The sequence below is a fragment of the Winogradskya consettensis genome (assembly GCF_018332715.1).
Classification (GTDB): Bacteria; Actinomycetota; Actinomycetes; order Mycobacteriales; family Micromonosporaceae; genus Actinoplanes; species Actinoplanes consettensis.
The window spans coordinates 195,054-212,580 of the sequence record NZ_BOQP01000004.1 but is presented as its reverse complement, the minus strand read 5'-3'; the positions used below and the strand labels follow the sequence as shown (position 1 = coordinate 212,580).

The 17,527-nt window shown below is 71.0% G+C and carries 18 protein-coding genes; 15 read left to right on the top strand and 3 right to left on the bottom strand.

The genetic code is table 11. The features are described 5' to 3' along the window. Window positions 1–21 precede the first annotated feature (21 nt). From Aco04nite_RS04710 to Aco04nite_RS04670, 9 genes are all read left to right on the top strand, one after another. On the top strand, window positions 22–321 hold the full coding sequence (locus Aco04nite_RS04710; protein WP_244875753.1) for a hypothetical protein: 300 nt from the start codon (window positions 22–24) through the stop codon (window positions 319–321). 62 nt (window positions 322–383) lie between these two features. Further along, a complete protein-coding gene (locus tag Aco04nite_RS04705; RefSeq protein WP_212995916.1) occupies window positions 384–719 on the top strand; it encodes a DUF2750 domain-containing protein in 336 nt (111 codons plus the stop codon). 31 nt (window positions 720–750) lie between these two features. Continuing rightward, a complete protein-coding gene (locus tag Aco04nite_RS04700; protein WP_212995915.1) occupies window positions 751–1,605 on the top strand; it encodes an SCO6745 family protein in 855 nt (284 codons plus the stop codon). A gap of 20 nt (window positions 1,606–1,625) precedes the next feature. Then, window positions 1,626–2,855, top strand: a complete 1,230-nt coding sequence (locus Aco04nite_RS04695) for a cytochrome P450 (protein ID WP_212995914.1) — start codon at window positions 1,626–1,628, stop codon at window positions 2,853–2,855. Between the two features lie 14 nt (window positions 2,856–2,869). Further along, window positions 2,870–3,940, top strand: coding sequence for a BMP family ABC transporter substrate-binding protein (locus Aco04nite_RS04690; protein ID WP_212995913.1), 1,071 nt, complete (start codon window positions 2,870–2,872; stop codon window positions 3,938–3,940). 2 nt (window positions 3,941–3,942) lie between these two features. Beyond that, complete coding sequence (locus Aco04nite_RS04685) at window positions 3,943–5,433, top strand: ABC transporter ATP-binding protein (protein ID WP_212995912.1); 1,491 nt, start codon at window positions 3,943–3,945, stop codon at window positions 5,431–5,433. Beyond that, entirely contained in the window at window positions 5,430–6,452 is a 1,023-nt protein-coding gene (locus Aco04nite_RS04680) for an ABC transporter permease (RefSeq protein ID WP_212995911.1), read from the top strand. The genes Aco04nite_RS04685 and Aco04nite_RS04680 overlap by 4 nt, the downstream gene beginning before the upstream one ends. Next, window positions 6,449–7,303, top strand: coding sequence for an ABC transporter permease (locus tag Aco04nite_RS04675; RefSeq protein WP_212995910.1), 855 nt, complete (start codon window positions 6,449–6,451; stop codon window positions 7,301–7,303). Before Aco04nite_RS04680 ends, Aco04nite_RS04675 begins: the two co-directional genes overlap by 4 nt. Window positions 7,304–7,395: 92 nt before the next feature. Next, on the top strand, window positions 7,396–8,343 hold the full coding sequence (locus Aco04nite_RS04670) for an NmrA/HSCARG family protein (protein WP_212995909.1): 948 nt from the start codon (window positions 7,396–7,398) through the stop codon (window positions 8,341–8,343). On the opposite strand, the gene Aco04nite_RS04665 is transcribed toward Aco04nite_RS04670, so the two are convergent. Both Aco04nite_RS04665 and Aco04nite_RS04660 read right to left on the bottom strand, forming a co-directional pair. Then, window positions 8,340–9,023, bottom strand: a complete 684-nt coding sequence (locus tag Aco04nite_RS04665; RefSeq protein WP_212995908.1) for a hypothetical protein — start codon at window positions 9,021–9,023, stop codon at window positions 8,340–8,342. The genes Aco04nite_RS04670 and Aco04nite_RS04665 overlap by 4 nt on opposite strands. Continuing rightward, a complete protein-coding gene (locus tag Aco04nite_RS04660; protein ID WP_212995907.1) occupies window positions 9,020–9,658 on the bottom strand; it encodes a pyridoxamine 5'-phosphate oxidase family protein in 639 nt (212 codons plus the stop codon). The genes Aco04nite_RS04665 and Aco04nite_RS04660 overlap by 4 nt, the downstream gene beginning before the upstream one ends. Window positions 9,659–9,777: 119 nt before the next feature. On the opposite strand from Aco04nite_RS04660, the gene Aco04nite_RS04655 reads away from it, so the two are divergent. From Aco04nite_RS04655 to Aco04nite_RS04645, 3 genes are all read left to right on the top strand, one after another. Beyond that, a complete protein-coding gene (locus Aco04nite_RS04655; RefSeq protein WP_212995906.1) occupies window positions 9,778–11,109 on the top strand; it encodes an FAD-binding oxidoreductase in 1,332 nt (443 codons plus the stop codon). A gap of 97 nt (window positions 11,110–11,206) precedes the next feature. Next, window positions 11,207–11,854 (top strand): hypothetical protein, encoded by a 648-nt coding sequence (locus Aco04nite_RS04650; RefSeq protein ID WP_212995905.1) that lies wholly within the window; start codon window positions 11,207–11,209, stop codon window positions 11,852–11,854. A gap of 36 nt (window positions 11,855–11,890) precedes the next feature. Then, entirely contained in the window at window positions 11,891–12,331 is a 441-nt protein-coding gene (locus Aco04nite_RS04645) for a hypothetical protein (protein ID WP_212995904.1), read from the top strand. Here Aco04nite_RS04645 and Aco04nite_RS04640 read toward each other — a convergent pair. After that, window positions 12,282–15,344, bottom strand: coding sequence for an ATP-binding protein (locus Aco04nite_RS04640; RefSeq protein WP_212995903.1), 3,063 nt, complete (start codon window positions 15,342–15,344; stop codon window positions 12,282–12,284). The genes Aco04nite_RS04645 and Aco04nite_RS04640 overlap by 50 nt on opposite strands. Window positions 15,345–15,593: 249 nt before the next feature. On the opposite strand from Aco04nite_RS04640, the gene Aco04nite_RS04635 reads away from it, so the two are divergent. Genes Aco04nite_RS04635 through Aco04nite_RS04625 form a run of 3 tightly spaced genes read left to right on the top strand, consistent with a single transcriptional unit; the run spans window position 15,594 to window position 17,521 of the window. Continuing rightward, window positions 15,594–16,262, top strand: a complete 669-nt coding sequence (locus tag Aco04nite_RS04635; protein ID WP_212995902.1) for a hypothetical protein — start codon at window positions 15,594–15,596, stop codon at window positions 16,260–16,262. A gap of 43 nt (window positions 16,263–16,305) precedes the next feature. Beyond that, complete coding sequence (locus Aco04nite_RS04630) at window positions 16,306–16,818, top strand: SigE family RNA polymerase sigma factor (protein WP_212995901.1); 513 nt, start codon at window positions 16,306–16,308, stop codon at window positions 16,816–16,818. Continuing rightward, the gene (locus tag Aco04nite_RS04625) at window positions 16,811–17,521 is read left to right on the top strand and encodes a hypothetical protein (RefSeq protein WP_212995900.1); all 711 of its coding nucleotides are present in this window, start codon (window positions 16,811–16,813) and stop codon (window positions 17,519–17,521) included. Before Aco04nite_RS04630 ends, Aco04nite_RS04625 begins: the two co-directional genes overlap by 8 nt. The last annotated feature ends 6 nt before the right edge of the window (window positions 17,522–17,527 follow it).

Sequence of the window (17,527 nt, the reverse complement as noted above, 5' to 3'; positions counted from 1 at the left end):
CGCCGGACCGAGGAGTTCCGCGTGATCGGTCTACAGCTGCGCACCGAGCTGGGTGAGATCGTGACGCGGGGAACGTCTGGAGGGGTCCACTGGTCGGAGGCGTTGTCGCAGATCGATCAGCAGAGGTTTCCGTGCCTCGGGGGTCTGCTCCCCTATGCGGACACCGTCTTCAACGAACGGCAGGTCGGAAAGCTCCTGCTGGAGGTCGCAGACCGATCCGTGCGTGACATCGTGGGCGAGGAAGCAGCGTCTGAGATAGAGGTGCTCTGCAGGCAGGTCGAGGAGGGGTCTCACCTCTATCTATGGTTCGTGGGTGACTGAGGTGCACAATCCGCGACCGTTGGTGGAGAGATGATCACGGGCGAGACGGGCTTTCGGTAGGCGTGAGTGTCAGTGGGGCTCAGGCGGCGGCGTTCTTCCGGGAGATCGTGCAGCATCGGACCGTGTGGTGGGTCAGGGATGACAGTGGCAGCCCGACGCCCCGGCGGGTCTTTCCCTACTGGTCGTCGCGGGCACGGGCGCAGCGCGCCGCTGCGTTGTGGGGGCTGGAGTTCCGGGTGGTTTCGATGCCGTTGGAGCATTGGCGGGATGCGGCCTTGCCCGATCTGGCCGAGGATGACTTCCGGGTCGGGATCAATTGGAGTGGGCGGCGGTTGACCGGGTGGGATTTCACCGTCGATGAGGTGATCAATCGACTGAGCCACGCCGAGGGGGCTTGACCAGGGGGTCCGGGTCGCGTTGGGTGCTGGTATGACGCCAATGGAGGTGCCGCGGCGGGTGTGGTCGTTGTTCGAGCCGCTTCATGCTGTTACGTATTTTGCTCCGGCGGCTCGGGCGGCGTTCGTGGATGCCGGGCTGCGGGGGTTCTGGCGGGGATACTTTGCGGGCAGGGCGGCGCCGTTCGGGGCGGTCGGGGCCGGGCCGGTCGTCGCGGCGTTTTTCGGGTTCGCGCCGGGGATGGTTGCCCGGGCGTTGCCGGACGTGTGGAGCAGGGCCAGCCCGGAGGCGGTCCTCACAGCCCGGCTCGAGGGGGCTCGCGCGGCGCTCGGTGATCTTCTGGAGGGCGCCGAGGTGGCTGAGGTTGCCGAGCTGCTCTCCGCCGCGGCCGACGAGGTGGAGCTGCCCGGGCGGGTGCTGGGTGCCGCCAACGCCGACCTGCCCCGGCCCGAGGACGCACTGGGCCGGTTGTGGCAGGCGGCGACCGTGCTGCGGGAGCACCGCGGTGACGGACACGTGGCGGCGCTGCTCACCGCCGGGGTGGATGGCTGCGAGGCAGTGGTCTGGCGGGCGGTGCTGGACGGCGGGGAGCTGCCCGCGAGCATGCAGCAGGCCCGCGGCTGGACCGATGAGCAGTGGCAGGCCGCGCTGCACCGGCTGGCGGACCGGGGCTGGATAGCCGGCGACGGCACGGCCACCGCTGCTGCGCGGGAAGCGTATGCACAGGTTGAAGCGCTCACCGACCGGCTGGCCGCCGGGCCGTGGGAGCGGCTCGGTGAGGATGCCACCCGCCGGTGTGTCCAGTTGCTGGGACCGTTGGCGGAGCGGACGTGGGTCGTGCTGCCGAAGGACAACCCGATTCCGCTGCGGCCGTTGCCTCCTGTCTAACGATAGTCCATTGTCGATGGATGGTCAGTGAACTCGCCAAGAGCTACGACCCGCTCGGAGCGCACTCCGACGACCCCTACCCGTTCTACGCTCAGGCTCGCCGTGACGAGCCGGTCTTCTATTCGCCGCGGCTGGATGCCTGGGTGGTCACGCGGTTCCGGGACGTCGAGGCGATTCTCAAGGATCCGGAAGGGTTCTCGTCGGTCAACAGTCTGCGGGCGATCCGGGAGCTGTATCCGGCGACGCTGACGGTGCTGGCCGATGGCTTCCCGATGGTGCCGGACCACGTGACGTCCGACGGGGAGGTGCACCGGCGGCTGCGGCAGCCGTACACCAGGCATCTGACCGCGAGCGGCCGGGTCAAGGGTATGGAGCCGGACATCCGGGAGCGGGCCGATGCCCTGGTGGATTCGTTCGTCGGTGACGGTGGTGCCGATCTGGTCACCCGATTCGCGGCGCCGCTGCCGGCCGTGACTGCCGCCGCGCTGTTCGGGTTCGCGCCGGAGGATGTGGCGACGGTCAAGGCCGGCAGTGAGGCTTCGTTCTCGCTCGGCGATGTCGATCTCGCCGAGGACGACGAGGTGGAGGCCGCCAGGCGGGTGGTCAACTTCAAGAACCTCGTCGCCGGGTACGTGCGCCGTCGCCGCGACGCCCCCGAGGGTGATCTGATCAGCGATGTCGTGGCCGCGCTGGCGCCGGCGGACGGGCCGCTGGACCGGGACCGGGAAACCGAGCTGGTCACGACGATCAGCAGCACGTTCGGGGCCAGCCACATCACCACCGCCGACCTGATCGGCAGCGCGATACGGCTGCTGGCGGCGCATCCGGAGCAGTGGGAGCTGCTGTGCCGGGAGCCCGCGCTGATTCCGAACGCCGTCGAGGAGGTGCTGCGGTTCGAGACGCCGATCCCGACGATGTTCCGCCGGGCCACCCGGGTGGTCGAGCTCGGCGGTGCCGAGATTCCGCAGGGTGCCGATGTGCTGGTGGTGTTCTCCTCGGCCAACCGGGACGAGGACCGCTACCCCGACGCCGATCGCTTCGACGTGACCCGCAAGCCGTCACGCCACTTCTCGTTCGGGGCGGGCCTGCACACCTGTGTCGGTGCCGCGCCGGCTCGCGTGCAGGGCCGCATCGCGCTCCAGGTGCTGACGGAACGCCTGCCCGGACTGCATCGCACGACCGACCGGCACATTCCACTTCGGAGATCGATCAATGTACGCGGCCCGCTCGAACTCGAGTTCCGCTGGTGACCGGGGTGCCCGGGATGAGAAGAGCACTGGTGGCGATCGTCGCGACCGCCCTGCTCGCCGCGTGCGTCAGCAACGACGCGACCGCGACCGGGGAGGTCTCGGATCCCTCGGCGGCGGCCGGGGCGGGGACGCTGCCGGCCGGTGAGCCCGATGTGAACGGCGACGGCAAGGTGGTCGTCGGGGTGCTCAGCCCCGGCGATATCAACGACAACGGCTACTACGAGAGCTTCGTGGTCAAGGCCGAGGCGTTCGCGCGGAGCAAGGGCTGGACGGTGATCAAGCGGGGCAGCGTGCCGATCGCCGACGCGCTCAACGCCGCGCGGGCGCTGTGCCAGCAGAAGGTCGACCTGGTGGCCATCGGCGCGACCGAGCTCAAGGACGCCATCCCGGCCTCGGCGGAGTCGGTCTGCGCGAAGACCGCCTGGTACGTCCCGTCGTCGGCGAACATCCCGCAGACGCCGGAGATCATGCTGTCGACGGACGACCCGAACCAGTCGATGCTCGTCGCCGGGTATGCCGCCGGGTTGCTCATGCAGGAGCGCGGTGTCACCAGGGCCGGCTTCGTGACCGGGCCGGAGGCAGACTTCACCGTGGTGGCGTCGACCGCGTTCAAGGCGGGCATGCGCGAGCTCATCCCGGACGCGACGCTGGTGACCACGTACGCCGGGGATTTCAACGACTCCGGTAAGGCGAGGGAGGCCACGCAGGCACAGATGAGCCAGGGAGTCGGGGTGCTCTACCCGTACCTGGGTGGTGCCACCGACGCTGCCACGGCGCTGGCCAACTCGAAGAAGCTCATCACGCTCACGCCCGGCACCGATCGGTGCGCGTCGACCGGCCCGACGTTCGACGTCTCCGTGCTGTTCGATCCGGGCGACTACTTCGAGGTCGCCCTGACCCAGTTCGCCGCGGGGCAGCTGCGGATGGGTGTGACCCGGACGTGGCAGCTGGGCGTCGATCCGTACCCGACGGTGAAGCTGTGCCACGGCACCGCCGAGCAGAACGCGAAGCTGGCGGCGTTCAGCGCCGACATCGGCGCCAAGAAGATCGATCCGGCGGCGGAAGTAAAGAAGCTCGGCGCCTGAGCATGAGCGCCCTGACGCTGAGGGCCGTCTCCAAGCGGTACGGCACCGTCATCGCCTGCGACGGCGTGGATCTCGACATCGACCCGGGCGAGATCCACGGGCTGCTGGGGGAGAACGGCGCCGGCAAGTCCACCCTGATGCGCATCCTGTTCGGCCTGGAGACCCGCGACGCCGGCACCGTCCTGCGCGACGGCGAGCCGGTGCGCATCGCCGGCCCGCAGGACGCGGCGGCGCTCGGGCTGGGCATGGTGCACCAGCATTTCAGCCTGATCGACCCGCTGCCCGTCTGGGAGAACATCATCCTCGGCGACACCGGCCGCATCCGGCGGGCGGCGGCCCGGGCGGAGATTCTCGCGATCGCCCGACGGTACGGGCTGCCGATCGACCCGCTGGCCATCGTCGGCACGCTGTCAGCCGGTGAGCGGCAACGGGTCGAGCTGATCAAATGCCTGCGCCGCGACCCGGGCGTGCTAATCCTCGACGAACCGACGTCGGTGCTGACCCGCGCCGAGTCGGCCGAGCTGTTCGCCGTGCTGCGGCGCGTGGTGCGCTCGGAGCGACGGGCAGTCGTACTGATCAGCCACAAGCTCGCGGAGATCACCGCGGCAACCGACCGGGTGACCGTGCTGCGCCGGGGCCGCGTGGTCTTCCGCAGCGCGACCCGGGACACCGACGTCGTGGAGCTCGCCCGACAGATGGTCGGGCGGGACGTCTCGCTCGGCGCCGAGGCCGCGGCGCTGGGACTGCTCCCCACCGGCCCCGGCACGGTGCCCGACGTGGCCCGGCAACCGGCGATGCGGCTGCGGGGACTGGTGGTCCGGCCGTTTCTGAACGGCGTCGACCTCGACGTGCGGCCCGGGGAGATAACCGGGTTGTACGGCGCCGAGGGCAACGGGCAGACGGTGCTCGGTGACGTGCTCAGCGGGCTGGTCGTGCCGGACACGGGGATTGTCGAGCTGGGTGGCGTACCCGTCGCCTTGAAAAGACCTGGAGCGTTGCACCGGGCCGGGCTGGGCATCGTGCCGGAGGACCGGCACCGGGCCGGGGTGGTGCTCGACCTGAGCGTCGCCGCGAACCTGGTCATGAAGGACCCGGTGGTCAACCGGCGCCGGCTGCGCCGCACCGCCGAGCGGCTCGCCGAGGAGTTCGGCATCGTCGGGGCCTCGCTGGACGCTCCGCTGCGTACGCTCTCGGGCGGCAACCAGCAGCGCGTCGTCCTGGCCCGCGAACTCTCCGCGCACACGAAGGTCCTGGTCGTCGCGCAGCCGTCGCACGGTCTCGATGTCGGCGCCGCCGAGGATCTCTACGCCCGCCTGCGGTCGTGCGCGCGTGACGGGGTGGCGGTGCTGCTCATCTCCACGGAGATCGAGGAGGTTCTCGGGCTGACCGACCGGATCGCGGTCATCGCCTCCGGCCGCATCGCCGGGGAGCTGCGCACGGCGGACGCCACCACGGAACGGCTCGGGCTGCTCGTCGGTGGCGTGGCACGGTGATCCGTACCGTAGCCGCCCTGGTCGTGGCCCTCGCCCTGTCGTCCCTGCTCATCACCGTCACCGGCGGCTCCCCGCCGGCGGCCCTGCAGGCACTCGTCCGGGGCAGCCTCGGCGACGCCACCGCCGTCAGCCTCACCCTGCTGTACGCCGCCCCGCTGCTGCTCATCGCGGTCGGCGCCTGTGTGAGCGCCCGCGCCGGCGTGTTCAACATCGGCCAGGAGGGTCAGGTGCTCATCGGTGCGCTCGCCGGTGCCGCCGTGGGACTGCGCCTCGCCGTCCCGGGTCCCGCGCTGGTCGTGGTCGTCCTGTTGGCGTCCGCGCTCGCCGCGGGTCTCTGGGCGTGGCTCAGCTCGCTCATGCACCGGCTGCGGGGCGTCGACATCGTGGTCAGCACGCTGCTGATGGCGTTCCTCGCGCAGCAGGTCGTCGCGTTCGCGGTGAACACCCCGTGGCTGCTGCAGGAATCGCGACTGGGCCGGGCGACCGTGCTCCCGCAGACGAACAAGCTGCCCGCGGACGCCCTGCTCGGCTCGATCGGCCACTACCCGGGCCTCCAGATCAACGCGGGCCTGCTGATCGCCGCGGTGCCGGCGATCCTGGTCGCGGTGGTCCTGGCCCGCACCCGCTGGGGTTTCCGGATCACCATGCTGGGGCTCAACCCCCTGGCAGCACAGCATTCCGGGGTCCGGGTGGGAGCGCTGAGCGGCGTAGCACTCGCCATCTCCGGGGCCCTCGCCGGACTCGCCGGGGCCGTACTGCTGACGAGTCCACTCAGTACGAACCGCCTCCAGCCGGGCACCTCCCTCGGCATCGGCTGGGACGGTCTGCTGGTCGCGCTGGTCGCCCGGAACCGGCCGCTGCTCGCGATCCCGGTCGCGGGGCTGTTCGCGGTGCTGCGCTCGGGCGGGAGCTTCCTGGCGGCGACCGGCGTCCCGTCGTACCTCGTCGATGTGGTCAAGGCTCTGCTGGTCCTGGCGTTCGTCGCCCCGCCGGCACTCAAGCGGTGGTCCTCCGCATGAGCCTTGCCGGTGACATCGAGACCGTCCTGTTCAGCGGGGTGCGGCTGGCTGCCCCGCTCGCGTTCGCCGCCTGCGGGGAGTATCTCGCCGAACGCGCCGGCACGCTGAACATCTCCGTCGAGGCCATGATGCTGGGCGCGGCGTTCGGGGCGGTCGCCGTCGCCGGCCTCACCGGCAGCGGCCTCGCCGGGCTGCTGGCGGGCATCCTCATCGGCGCGCTCATCGGCCTGGTCCACGGCGTGCTCGCCCACGGCCTCACGGTGAACACGTTCGTGGTGGGCCTGGTTCTCAACGCGCTCGTTCTCGGCCTGACCAGCTATCTGATCGCGACCGCGACGCCGCTGAGCCGCCCGCCCGAACGCTGGCCGCTGTTGTCGCTGCTAGTCATCATCCCGTCGACGTGGTGGCTGGTCGACCGCAGCCGCTGGGGCCTGGAACTACGCGCGGCCGGGGAGAATCCGCAAGCCGCCGCCATGACCGGCATCCGGGTCAACCTCCGGCGCCGGCAGGCCCTGCTCTGGTGTGGAGCGCTGTCCGGGCTCGGCGGCGCCTACCTCGCGGTGGGGGAGGTCGGCTCGTTCAACCAGAACATGACCGCCGGCCGGGGCTACCTCGTCATCGCCGCGGTCATCTTCGGCGGCTGGCGGCTCGCCCGGACCCTGGTGGGCTGCGCGCTGTTCGGCCTCGCCGACGCACTCCGGCTGGCGTTGCCCGCGCTGGGCGTCACCGTGAACTCGCAACTGCTGATCTCGGCGCCGTACCTGTTGGCCCTGCTCGCGATGCTGCTGTTCGCGAGCCGCCACAACCAGCCCCACGCCCTGGGCCGGCCCTCCCCCCGCAGCGGTGTCTGACGTCACTATCCATCGGGAATCATCGATGCCTTGCTCCGGTTGTGGGGGACACGAGAGGCCGGAGGGGCCGGCCCGGACGCAAGGAGCCAGCAATGAACGAGAAGAAGGTCATCGCGATCGTCGGCGCTACCGGTGCCCAGGGCGGCGGTCTGGCTAAGGCGATCCTGGCCGACCCGGGCAGCGAATTCACCGTCCGCGCGCTGACCCGCGACGTGACCTCGGAGAAGGCGCAGGAGCTCGTGAAGCTCGGCGCCGAGGTGATCGAGGCCGACAACTACGACGCGCACAGCCTGGTGAAGGCGTTCACCGGCGCGTACGGCGCGTTCCTGGTCACCAACTTCTGGGCGCACATGTCCGCGGACAAGGAGCTGGAAGAGGCCGCGAACCTGGCCGCGGCGGCGAAACAGGCCGGTCTGCAGCACGTGATCTGGTCGACGCTGGAGGACACCCGGGACCGCATCCCCGTCCACGACGACCGGATGCCCACGCTGCAGGGCAAGTACAAGGTGCCGCACTTCGACGCGAAGGCCGACGCGGACGCGCTGTTCACCGACGCCGGTGTGCCGACCACGTTCCTGCGCACCACGTTCTACTTCGAGAACTTCGCCACGGGCTGGGGTGCGACCCGCGGCGACGACGGGGTGCTGACGCTGTCGCTGCCCATGGGGGACAGCCGGCTCGCAGGGATCGCGGTGGAGGACATCGGGCGGACGGCGTACGGCATCCTGAAGGCCGGCACGGACTACGTCGGCCGGACCGTCCACATCGCGGGTGAGCACCTCACCGGCGAGCAGATCGCCGCGAGCCTGACCCGCGCGGTCGGCGAGCCCGTCGTCTACCGGCCGCTGACCCACGACGCCTACCGCGCGCTCGGCTTCCCCGGCGCGGACGAGGCCGGCAACATGCTGCAGTACTACACCGAGCACGACGGTTACTTCACCGGCGTCCGCGACATCGAGGCGGTCCGCAGGCTCAACCCGGACCTGCAGACCCTCGACGCCTGGCTCGCCACCAACGCCCACACGATCCCGCGTGACTAGAACTGCTTCGTCTGCAACCCGGTGCGGCCCCCGGCGGTGACGAGCTTGCCGTTGTCGACGCTCAGGATGCCGAAGGTGCCGCGTAGCTCGAACTGACCGGAGTCGCCCGCGGGGATGACCTGCCAGACCTGGGAAGCCTTCCCGGGCCGGCAGGTCTCCAGCTTCAGGGCGGCTCCGGCGGTGTCGGCGACGCACGAGCCGGCGCCGAGGTCCTCGTTCCAGAACGGTGGCTTGATCACCACACGGTTGCTCGCCGCCACCGGGGCCGGTTTCAGCGCCATCATCGTGGAGTCGGTGCTGGTGGTGCCGGTGAAGTCGACCACGCCGTTCTTTCCCACCTGCAGGAAACGGTCGGCGCCGTCATCGGCGACGTCGATCAGGACGCCGGAGCCGGTGGTGATGCCGAGCTTCTTGAGCTGCGACAAATCGGACTCCACCGTCGGATTGCTGGTCGGCGCCGCGGTCGTTCTGGCCGGCGTGGCGGTGGTTGGCTCTGTCGCCGCCGTAGTGGCCGGAGGTTCAACGGGAGCGGCGGTCGCCGGTGCTGCTGTGGACGGGGCCCCTGCCGACGGGGCCGTCGCCGACGGTGCGGTTGCCGGTGGGGGAGTGCTGCTGCAGGCGCCGAGCGTGGCGACGATGACGCCCATTGCTCCGAGTCCGGTGACACGGGACATGCTCATGATGTTTCCTCCTTGAGAGATGCTTTTTCCAGCTGGCGGTTGCGGGCGCGAAGCTCGTCGAGCTCGGCGCGCAGCTTCTGCAGCACGGGAGCGAGCTCGTCCTGCGTCCAGCGCGGGGTGATGTGCTGCGGGCAGTTCCAGTCGTAGGCGTGGACCTCGACGGTGATGACCCGTTCGACGTGCGCGCGGTAGTCCGGCGTGCTGACCCGGTCGAGCAGGGGCAGAGCGTCGTCGTGGCGGGCGTCGATCGTTGTCGCCTCGCCGAGGATCTTGAGTCGCTGCCGGTGTGCGTAGTCCATGAGGAACAGCGAGACGCGGGCGGACGCCTTGAGGTTGCCGACGGTCACGTACTGGCGGTTGCCCCGGTAGTCCGCCCAGCCGAGCAGGCTCGGTCCCAGCACCTTCAGGAACCCGGGTGGCCCGCCGCGATGCTGCACGTACGGCCAGCCGTTCTCGCCGACCGTGCCCAGGTAGAAGCTGTCGCGCTCGGCGATGAACGCCGCCTCGTCGTCCCCGAGCGCGGCGTCGGTGTCCCAGCCCGCGATCAGCCGCCGCATCGCGGAATAGCTGCCGTATTCGCGCTGGGCGGCCTCGACGGACGGCGTTTCCAGGGCGGTCAGATAGCGGTGCGGCATCTCATCCTCCAGGTCTCGGTACCGGCCTGAAGTCAAATGGCTGCCACTTGACGATCTGTGCATTGCGGCTTCCCGCAACGGTGTGCCGGGCCACCCTGAACCGGCGCTATGGTCCTGCGATGGTTCCGCCGCCCGACGTCTCCGCGCTCAAGGCTCATCTGCGGCCCGAGCAGATCCTCACCAGCGCCACTGAGTTCGAGGCGCTGATCACGCCCTGGAACGGCGCGATCACCCACCGCCCAGCAGTGGTCGTCCGCTGCGAGACGGTCACCGATGTGCAAGCCGTGGTGGCCTTCGCCGGATCTCAGGGCATCCCCCTGTCCGTACGCGGGCGCGGGCACGACTGGGCGGGCCGTGCGCTGCGGGACGGCGGCATCACCATCGACCTGGCCGCCCTGAACTCCGTGCGGGTGGACCCGGTGACCCGGCAGGCCGTCGTCGGTGGCGGCACGAGCATCGGCGAGCTGTTGTCGGCGACCGGGGAGCACGGGCTGGTCGCGGTCACCGGCACGGTCGCCTCGGTCGGGGTGGTGGGCCTGGCGACGGGTGGCGGCTACGGACCGCTCAGCGGACGGTACGGGCTGGCAGCCGACAATCTGACCGGCGCCGACGTGGTCCTCGCCGACGGGTCGCTGGTCACCGCGGACGACGACCTCCTGTGGGCGCTGCGCGGTGGTGGCGGGAACTTCGGCGTCGTGGTCTCCGCGCGCTTCGACGTGCACCGCGTCCCCTCGATCGTGGCCGGCACCGTGATGTATCCGCTCACGCAGGCCGCACAGGTGCTCTCGCGGCTGCGGGAGACGGAGTTCCCCGACGAGCTGTACGTACTGTCCGCGTTCCTCAGCGGCCCGGACGGCACACCGCTCCTGCTGGTCTCGGCGACCTGGTGCGGCGACGCGGCGACCGGGCTGGCCGAGGACGGGCCGGTCCATGCCCTCGCCCGTCTGGGAACGCCGGTCATGGCCGAGGTGGCGGAGCAGAGCCTCGCCGGATCGGCGGCCGCGATGAGTGCCGGTTTCCCCTACGGCCGGCACGTCGACCTGCGGACCCGCTCGGTGCCCGAGGTGAGCGACGAGATCGTCGACGTGCTGACCGAGCACTTCGCTCGCGTGCCCTCGCCGTTGTCGACCGTGGCGCTGCACGCTTTCGGTGGTGCTGCGGCCCGGGTCGCCCCGGACGCGACGGCTTTCGGGCTGCGTACCCCGCACCGGCTGATCGAGATGATCTCCCTCTGGCCGGACGCGAGCCGATCCGCGGAGAACCGGCGGTGGACCGCCGATCTCGACGAGGCCCTGCGCCCCTTCGCGCTTCCCGGCGGTTACGCCAATCTGCTCGGCCCCGGTGCCACGGACCAGATCCCGTTCAGCTTCGGCGCCAATGCCACGCGCCTGCGATCGATCAAGGAAAAGTACGACCCGCGCGGCGTGTTCACCGCCATTCCACTTCCGTGAGGGACGCTGTGATGCAGCGCACCTGAACAATGGCGTCGTCGCGACGATCACTTCTCAGCAGCAGGTCCATCGTGGACACGCTATTCGAGGAGTGATCGTGGCACTCGTATCTCGCGCCACCCTGGAATCCCTGGCCGGCTCGCTGATCGCAGCGGCAGCGCCCGCACCCGCACCCACCGAGGAAGCCGCGCCCCAGGCCGCGGCTGTTCCCACGCCGCCGGTCGGTGGGCTGATCGTGCTCGGCTCGTTCGGCATCGTCGGCGCGGGTCTCGTGGTGTCCTGGTTGCTCTGGACGGTCAACGGCAGTGCGGCCGTGATCCGCCCCTCGGACACCAGCACCGTCTTCGCGGGGTTGCTCGTCTTCGCCGCCGCGGTGGAGCGGCTGCTGGAGCCGTTCGCGCGGTGGATGCCGGGGCGGGCCGCGCGTGCGGCGGTGGAGCGGGCCCGGGCGTACGCCGTCAACCAGGCCGGCCAGCTCAGCCATCAGGATCTCGTGGCGGTCGCGGAGGCCGAGGCGCTGGCCGCCCGCTCCCAGGCCGTTCGCACGGTGCTGCTGTGGGGTGTGGCGACCGCGGTGGCCACGGTGATCTCGTCGCTGTGCGGCTTCTACGTCCTGCACGGCATCGCGGCCGCGGGCTGGGACGCGGTGCCCGTGTGGGCCGACGCGCTGGTGACGGGGGTGCTGGTCGGCAGCGGGACGAAGCCGGTGCACGACCTGATCACCCGGGCGCAGGTCAAGGCCTGATGACCCTCGACATTGCGACTCGTACGGGAGGTTCACATGGTTGTTCTCGGAAATCGGCCGAGGCGGTTGCGGGAGGCCGCCCGGGTGCGGCGTGGTCTCATCCTGGCGTGGTGGACGTTCACGATCACGTTCGTCTTCCTGCGGGTACTCACGCTGCTGATCCATCTGAAGGTGCGCGGTTTCGGTGACGTCAGCCTGGGTGGCGTACATCTGCATCACTATGTCTGGGGGATTTTGATCCTGATGGCGGTGGGGTTCGGCGGGCTGGTCAACCGCTCGTCGCGGTTCAACATGGTCGCGGGCGCGGCGTACGGCGTGGGGCTCGCGCTCGTCATCGATGAGGCCGCGCTGCTGATCGAGCTGCGCGACGTCTACTGGTCGGGCGAGGGCTGGGGGAGCGTCGCGCTGGCCATCGTCCTCATCGGTGTCACGGGGAGCATCCTGGTCCTGCGCCGCTCCGCCCGGGAGGACGACTGAGCCCGGCCAGCAGGGTGTCGGCGCGCCGGGCGAAAAGGTGAGCCTCCGACTCCAGGGAGCGTGCCCGGGCCCGCTCGGCTGCGGCCCGGACGACGGCGACGGGTTCGCCGCGGGCCAGCAGCAACTCGGCGCGGAGCAGCAGGAGCAGGCCCTCGGCGTAGCGCTGACCGTGGGCGTCGAGGAACTCGCCGGCGCGGTCGAGGGCGTGGGCGGCGTCGTCCGGGCGGCCGGCGGCGAGCCACATCTCGGCGAGCAGGGCGTACCAGGTGGCCACGTTCGAGCGGGGCGGGTCGAGCAGGACCGTGGTGATGACGGTTTCGGCCTCCGTCGCGGCGCCGGCGGGGTCGTCACCGGTCATCGCCCGTGCCCAGGACCGGGCCAGGCGCAGGTAGGCGCCGAAGAAGGTGTACGAGAAACCGGGATCCTCGGCGATGCCCCGCTCCGCCGCGCGCAGCGCCCAGGCGGGGTCGGCGGCCATCGCGGCGATTCTCGCGGAGAAGGCCGTCCGGACCGTGACCGCGTACGGGTCGCCGCCCGCAACCGTCTCCAAAGTGTCGAGCAGCGCCCGCGCCGCGGCCACATCGCCGTGCAGGGCGGTCGTCTCCGCGAGCATCCCGGCCGACATCAGCCGCAGGTCGTGCCGCAGCGGGTGGTCGTCGCGCCGGGCCAGGTCGTCGAGCATGGCCCGGTTCGACTGGCTGAGATAGCGGAACGCCTCACCGACGTTGCCGGTGTCCCACTGATGGATGCCCCAGGCGTGCAGGCCGTACGCGCGAACGACCGGGTCGCCGGACGTCTCGCCCTGCCGGAGCATCCGGTGCGCGAGCCTGCGGCTGTGATCGAGCTGCGCGGCCTGGGAGTGCGCGGCTCTGCGGGAGAACAGGAATTCGGTGGCCTGCCGCTCCCGGCCGAGTCCGCGCGCCAGGTGCTCGGCCCGCTTCAACAGCCCGGGTGCCGCGGCGCTGTACCCCGAGCGCATCCCGGCGACCATCGCCAGCTGCGACAACGCGGTCAGCTCCACCTCCGCCAGGCCCGCAGTCCGCGCTATCCCCGCGGCCGACTGCAGGTGCCGCTCGGCGGACTCGAACGCGGACTTGGCGGCCGCGTGGTGACCCGCCCGGATCAGCGCGGCTGCCGTGCGGGCGGGATCGGCCAGCGGGCCGGCGGACCACAGGTGGTGCGCGAGGCGCTCGTCGTCGTCGCGGTCGGCGTGTTCCAGGGCGGCGGCGATCCGGAGGTGCAGCCGGGTCGCCAGGTGCCTCGGGATCATGTCGGCGACCGACTCGCGTACCAGGTCATGGGTGAAGCGGAACGGGGTGAGCAGGCCGGCGGCGCGCAGTGTCCCCATGCGGGCGTGGCATGTCCCGCTGTCGAGACCGGCGGCGTCGGCCAGCAGGCTGATGTCCAGGTCGGGGCCCAGCAGCGCGGCGATCCGCAGCAGCCGTTCGGTGTCGGGGTCGAGCCCGGTCATCCGCTCCCGGACGATGTCGCGCACGGTGGACGGCACCCGGGTCCGGATCGCGGTGTCGTCGGTGAGCAGCCGGGACAACTCACGGACGAAGAACGGGTTGCCGGCCGTACGGGTGTGGATGTCCCGTACGGTCTCCGGATCGGGATCGGCCCCGGTCTCGTGGCGGACGAGCGCACCGACCTCCGATCGGCTGAGCGGTTCGACGGGGATCCTGCCGTGATCGATCGCGAGGATGCGGGCGAGGCGCGCGTCAGGGGCGGGCGCGCGATCGCGGAACGCACCGACGACCACGGTTCCGCGCGGCAGCCGGGTCGCCAGATGCTCGAAGAGGCGCAGCGAGGCGATGTCGGCCCACTGCAGATCGTCGATGACGAGCAGCACGGTACGCGCGGCCGCCACCTCGCCGATGGCCGCGACGACCTGTTCGAAGAGCCGGAACTGGGTCCCCTCGTCCGGCGGTGTCAGCGCGGGACTCTCCGCGGGCGGTGCCACGATCCGGCCGAGCTCGCCGGCGATCCGGCTGTCCCGTGCCGTGGCGGGCAGGGCGTCGAGCACGGAACCGACCGCCTGGACCCAGGGCCACATCGCGGGCATGCCGTCGCCGTGGAGACAACGACCCCAGGCAACCACCACGCCACGGCCCTCGGCTTCCCGCGCACTCTCCTGCAGCAACCGGGTCTTCCCGCCGCCCGGCTCACCCTCGACGAGCACCAGCCGGGAAGCGCCGCCGGCCGCCGCATCGAGGGCCTGCCGCAGGACCCCCAGCTCGGCGGCCCGTCCGACCAGGACACCGTCGGTGTCAGCGGCCTGCACCCCCTGCTGCGCGGCCAGCAGCTCCGGCCCGGGATCGATGCCGAGTTCCTCGATCAGCCGGGCCTGGACCGCAGCGAACGTGGACAGCGCCTCGGCCCGTTTCCCCGCCGCGGCCAGCGTGGTGATGAGACTCGCCTGCACCGGTTCGTTCAACGGTGCCATCGCGGCGGCCAGGCGCAGCGCCCGGAGGATCCGCTGCGGCCCGCCCATCGACACGGCGAGCCCGGCGGCGGCCACACAGGTGGAGAGGAAATCGTCGTTCAGCGCGGCGAATGCCGATCCGCGGTCCAGCCCGTCGCCCGCGGGTCCGTGCCAGAGCTCGAGCGCGTCCACATAGGCGTCGAGCGCCGCCGCGGTGCGCCCGGCGGTGACAGCGGCCTCTGCCAGCCGGACGTGGGCCCGGAAGGCGGCGAGATCGAGGGTCTCCGGGCCGGCCGTGAGCAGATAGCCGGTGCCCCGGCGCAGCAGGTACGAGCCGGGGTCGCGGGCGGGGAGCTCCGGTTCCAGCAATCGCCGCAGCGCACCGATGTACTTGTGGAGGATGTTCAGGGCGCTGGTGGGCGCGGCGTCGCCCCAGATCAGATCGATCAGCTCGGCCGTGGTGAGCGGCCGGTCCTCCCGGGCGAGAAGCAGGGCCAGCAGGTACGCCGGCTGTCCCGTGAGCGCGACCGCCCCGGCGTCGTCGTGCCACACCCGCAGCGGGCCGAGGATCCGCAGCCGCACCGCCACGTCTCCACCACTCCCCGCACTCGGTTCGTACCGCCGTCATGGATTAGATCAAGATCTGGCTCGCGACGCGAACGGCTCGGAGCGAGCGGCAGTCAGGTCCAGGATCCGGACAGGCAGGTCCGCGGTGACACCCGCCCCACCCCTACCGCCGGTCGCTGTTGCCGTGATCTTTTTGTTACCTCAGCGGTGAAATCAGCGGCGTCGCGCAGGCGTGTCCGGGGTGTATCTACCGACCCCCAGGGAGCCACCATGCGCACGATCATCACCGGAGCAGCCGCCCTCGCCCTCCTCTCAGCCTGCGCGAACGCCACCCCGACGGCATCCGCACCCGCCGCCTCGACTGCTCCGACCTCGCCCGCCGCGGCGATCGCAACGGAAATGGCGACCGCGGCGGCGACCCCCACCAAGGCAGCGACCAAGGCAGCGACCAAGACAGCGACCAAGACAGCGACCAAGGCGGCCACCAGGGCGGCCACGTCGGACCTCAGCCAGCTCGAGCGGCTCGGCATCGATGTCGGCGAGGGAGTGCTCATCGATGTCGCTGACGACGGCGAGGACCGTTACCTGCAGGTCGGCAGGAACGGCGTGGACTTCACCGGCACGAGCAGGACCGACTCGACGATGATGGCGCTCAAGGCGGCACCGGTGAGCGCGAAGAACCGCGTACTGATCAAGCCGCCGTTCTTCAACGAGGACCTCGGCAAGGGCAGCTGCGTCGCCGATACCAAGGGTGCCGCGCTGGCGCTGGAGACCTGCCAGGCGGGCCGTGCCGCGCAGATCTGGACCGTCGTCCCGGGCGGGGATTCCGGCCAGTTCGAGCTCAAGGGTGCGTACGGCATCGTTACGGTCGACAACGGGCGGATCACCACGGGCGGGTCCGGTCGCACGGGCCTGCAGACGATCCCGTTCTCGAGCTGACACCACCCGGCGAAGGCCGAGACCACCAGGAGTTCCCCTGTCCATGCGTGATTCCGACGACTTCGACGCGTTCTACGCGACCTCGTCGCGGCGTGTGCTCGCGCACGTCACGATGATGGTGGGCAGCAGGGCCGACGCGGAGGACTCCGTGGCCGAGGCGTACCTGCGTGCCTGGAACCGATGGCACAGGATCAGCCGGTTCGACAACCCCGAGGCCTGGGTGCGCCAGGTCGCCTACCGCCACGCGGTGAGCGCCTGGCGCAAGGCCGTCAACCGGTTGCACGCCCATCGCAGCGACAACGCCGACCGGCACGTCGAGGGACTGAGCCCGGATCACGTCGCCATCGTCGCGGCGCTGCGGCGCATCCCGGCGGACCAGCGCCGGGTGATCGTCCTGCATCATCTGGCGGGGCTCAGTGTGGCCGAGATCCACCGCGAGACCGGCATCCCGGCGGGTACCGTCACCACCTGGCTGGCCCGGGGGCGCCGTGCCCTGGCCGCCCAGCTGACCGACAGCGAGATGTTCGAGACGGGTCAGGAGCGCCGCGATGTCTGACGATCGGATCCAGCAGGGCCTCGAGGCGTACTCCGACCACCTCCAGCACACCACGGCCCCCGCGCCCGCCCGGGAGATCCGCCACCGCGCGGCCCGCCGGCGCCGCAACCGGGCGGCTGGTGCCGCGTTCGTCGCCGTCCTGATCGCGGCGGGCGGCCTCGGAGTGCTGGTGAACCGCGGTCCCGAGCGACCCGATCACCCGGTCGCCCCGGCATCGCCATCGCCATCGCCGTCCTCGTCGGCCCCCGTCACCTCCAAGACCCGCACCAGCACGGTGACCTCGAACGTCAAGCAGCTCCGGAACCTCGGCGTCGACCTGAACGTCGGTGTGCTGATCGACGTCGCCGACGACGGGGTGGACCGGTGGATGCAGATCGGCGCGGGCGACGTCGTCGACTTCACCGGCTCGGTGAAGGACCCGTCCACGGAGATGATGCTGAGCCCGGCACCGGTCTCCGGCACGAACCGGGTGGTGATCGTGCCACCGGCACGGCCCGGGATGTGCGTGGCGGCCACCCCGGAGGTGACGCTGACCCTGCGGACCTGTCAGGACGGTGCCGGGGCGCAGACCTGGCGGGTCGTGCCGGCGGGCGACTCGGGCCAGTTCGAGCTCGAGGGTGAATACGGCATCCTCGAGGTCGAGGGGAGCCTGGTCGCCGACGGTGGCAGAACCGGCATGCAGACCATCCGTTTCACCGATTGAGGTACG

Coding starts and splice junctions, on each gene's coding strand:
- Aco04nite_RS04655 (WP_212995906.1), top strand. CDS start 9,778: ATGGTTCCGCCGCCCGACGTCTCCGCGCTCAAGGCTCATCTGCGGCCC.
- Aco04nite_RS04660 (WP_212995907.1), bottom strand. CDS start 9,658: ATGCCGCACCGCTATCTGACCGCCCTGGAAACGCCGTCCGTCGAGGCC.
- Aco04nite_RS04665 (WP_212995908.1), bottom strand. CDS start 9,023: ATGAGCATGTCCCGTGTCACCGGACTCGGAGCAATGGGCGTCATCGTC.
- Aco04nite_RS04685 (WP_212995912.1), top strand. CDS start 3,943: ATGAGCGCCCTGACGCTGAGGGCCGTCTCCAAGCGGTACGGCACCGTC.
- Aco04nite_RS04635 (WP_212995902.1), top strand. CDS start 15,594: ATGCGCACGATCATCACCGGAGCAGCCGCCCTCGCCCTCCTCTCAGCC.
- Aco04nite_RS04670 (WP_212995909.1), top strand. CDS start 7,396: ATGAACGAGAAGAAGGTCATCGCGATCGTCGGCGCTACCGGTGCCCAG.
- Aco04nite_RS04645 (WP_212995904.1), top strand. CDS start 11,891: ATGGTTGTTCTCGGAAATCGGCCGAGGCGGTTGCGGGAGGCCGCCCGG.
- Aco04nite_RS04625 (WP_212995900.1), top strand. CDS start 16,811: ATGTCTGACGATCGGATCCAGCAGGGCCTCGAGGCGTACTCCGACCAC.
- Aco04nite_RS04700 (WP_212995915.1), top strand. CDS start 751: ATGACGCCAATGGAGGTGCCGCGGCGGGTGTGGTCGTTGTTCGAGCCG.
- Aco04nite_RS04690 (WP_212995913.1), top strand. CDS start 2,870: ATGAGAAGAGCACTGGTGGCGATCGTCGCGACCGCCCTGCTCGCCGCG.
- Aco04nite_RS04675 (WP_212995910.1), top strand. CDS start 6,449: ATGAGCCTTGCCGGTGACATCGAGACCGTCCTGTTCAGCGGGGTGCGG.
- Aco04nite_RS04630 (WP_212995901.1), top strand. CDS start 16,306: ATGCGTGATTCCGACGACTTCGACGCGTTCTACGCGACCTCGTCGCGG.
- Aco04nite_RS04695 (WP_212995914.1), top strand. CDS start 1,626: ATGGTCAGTGAACTCGCCAAGAGCTACGACCCGCTCGGAGCGCACTCC.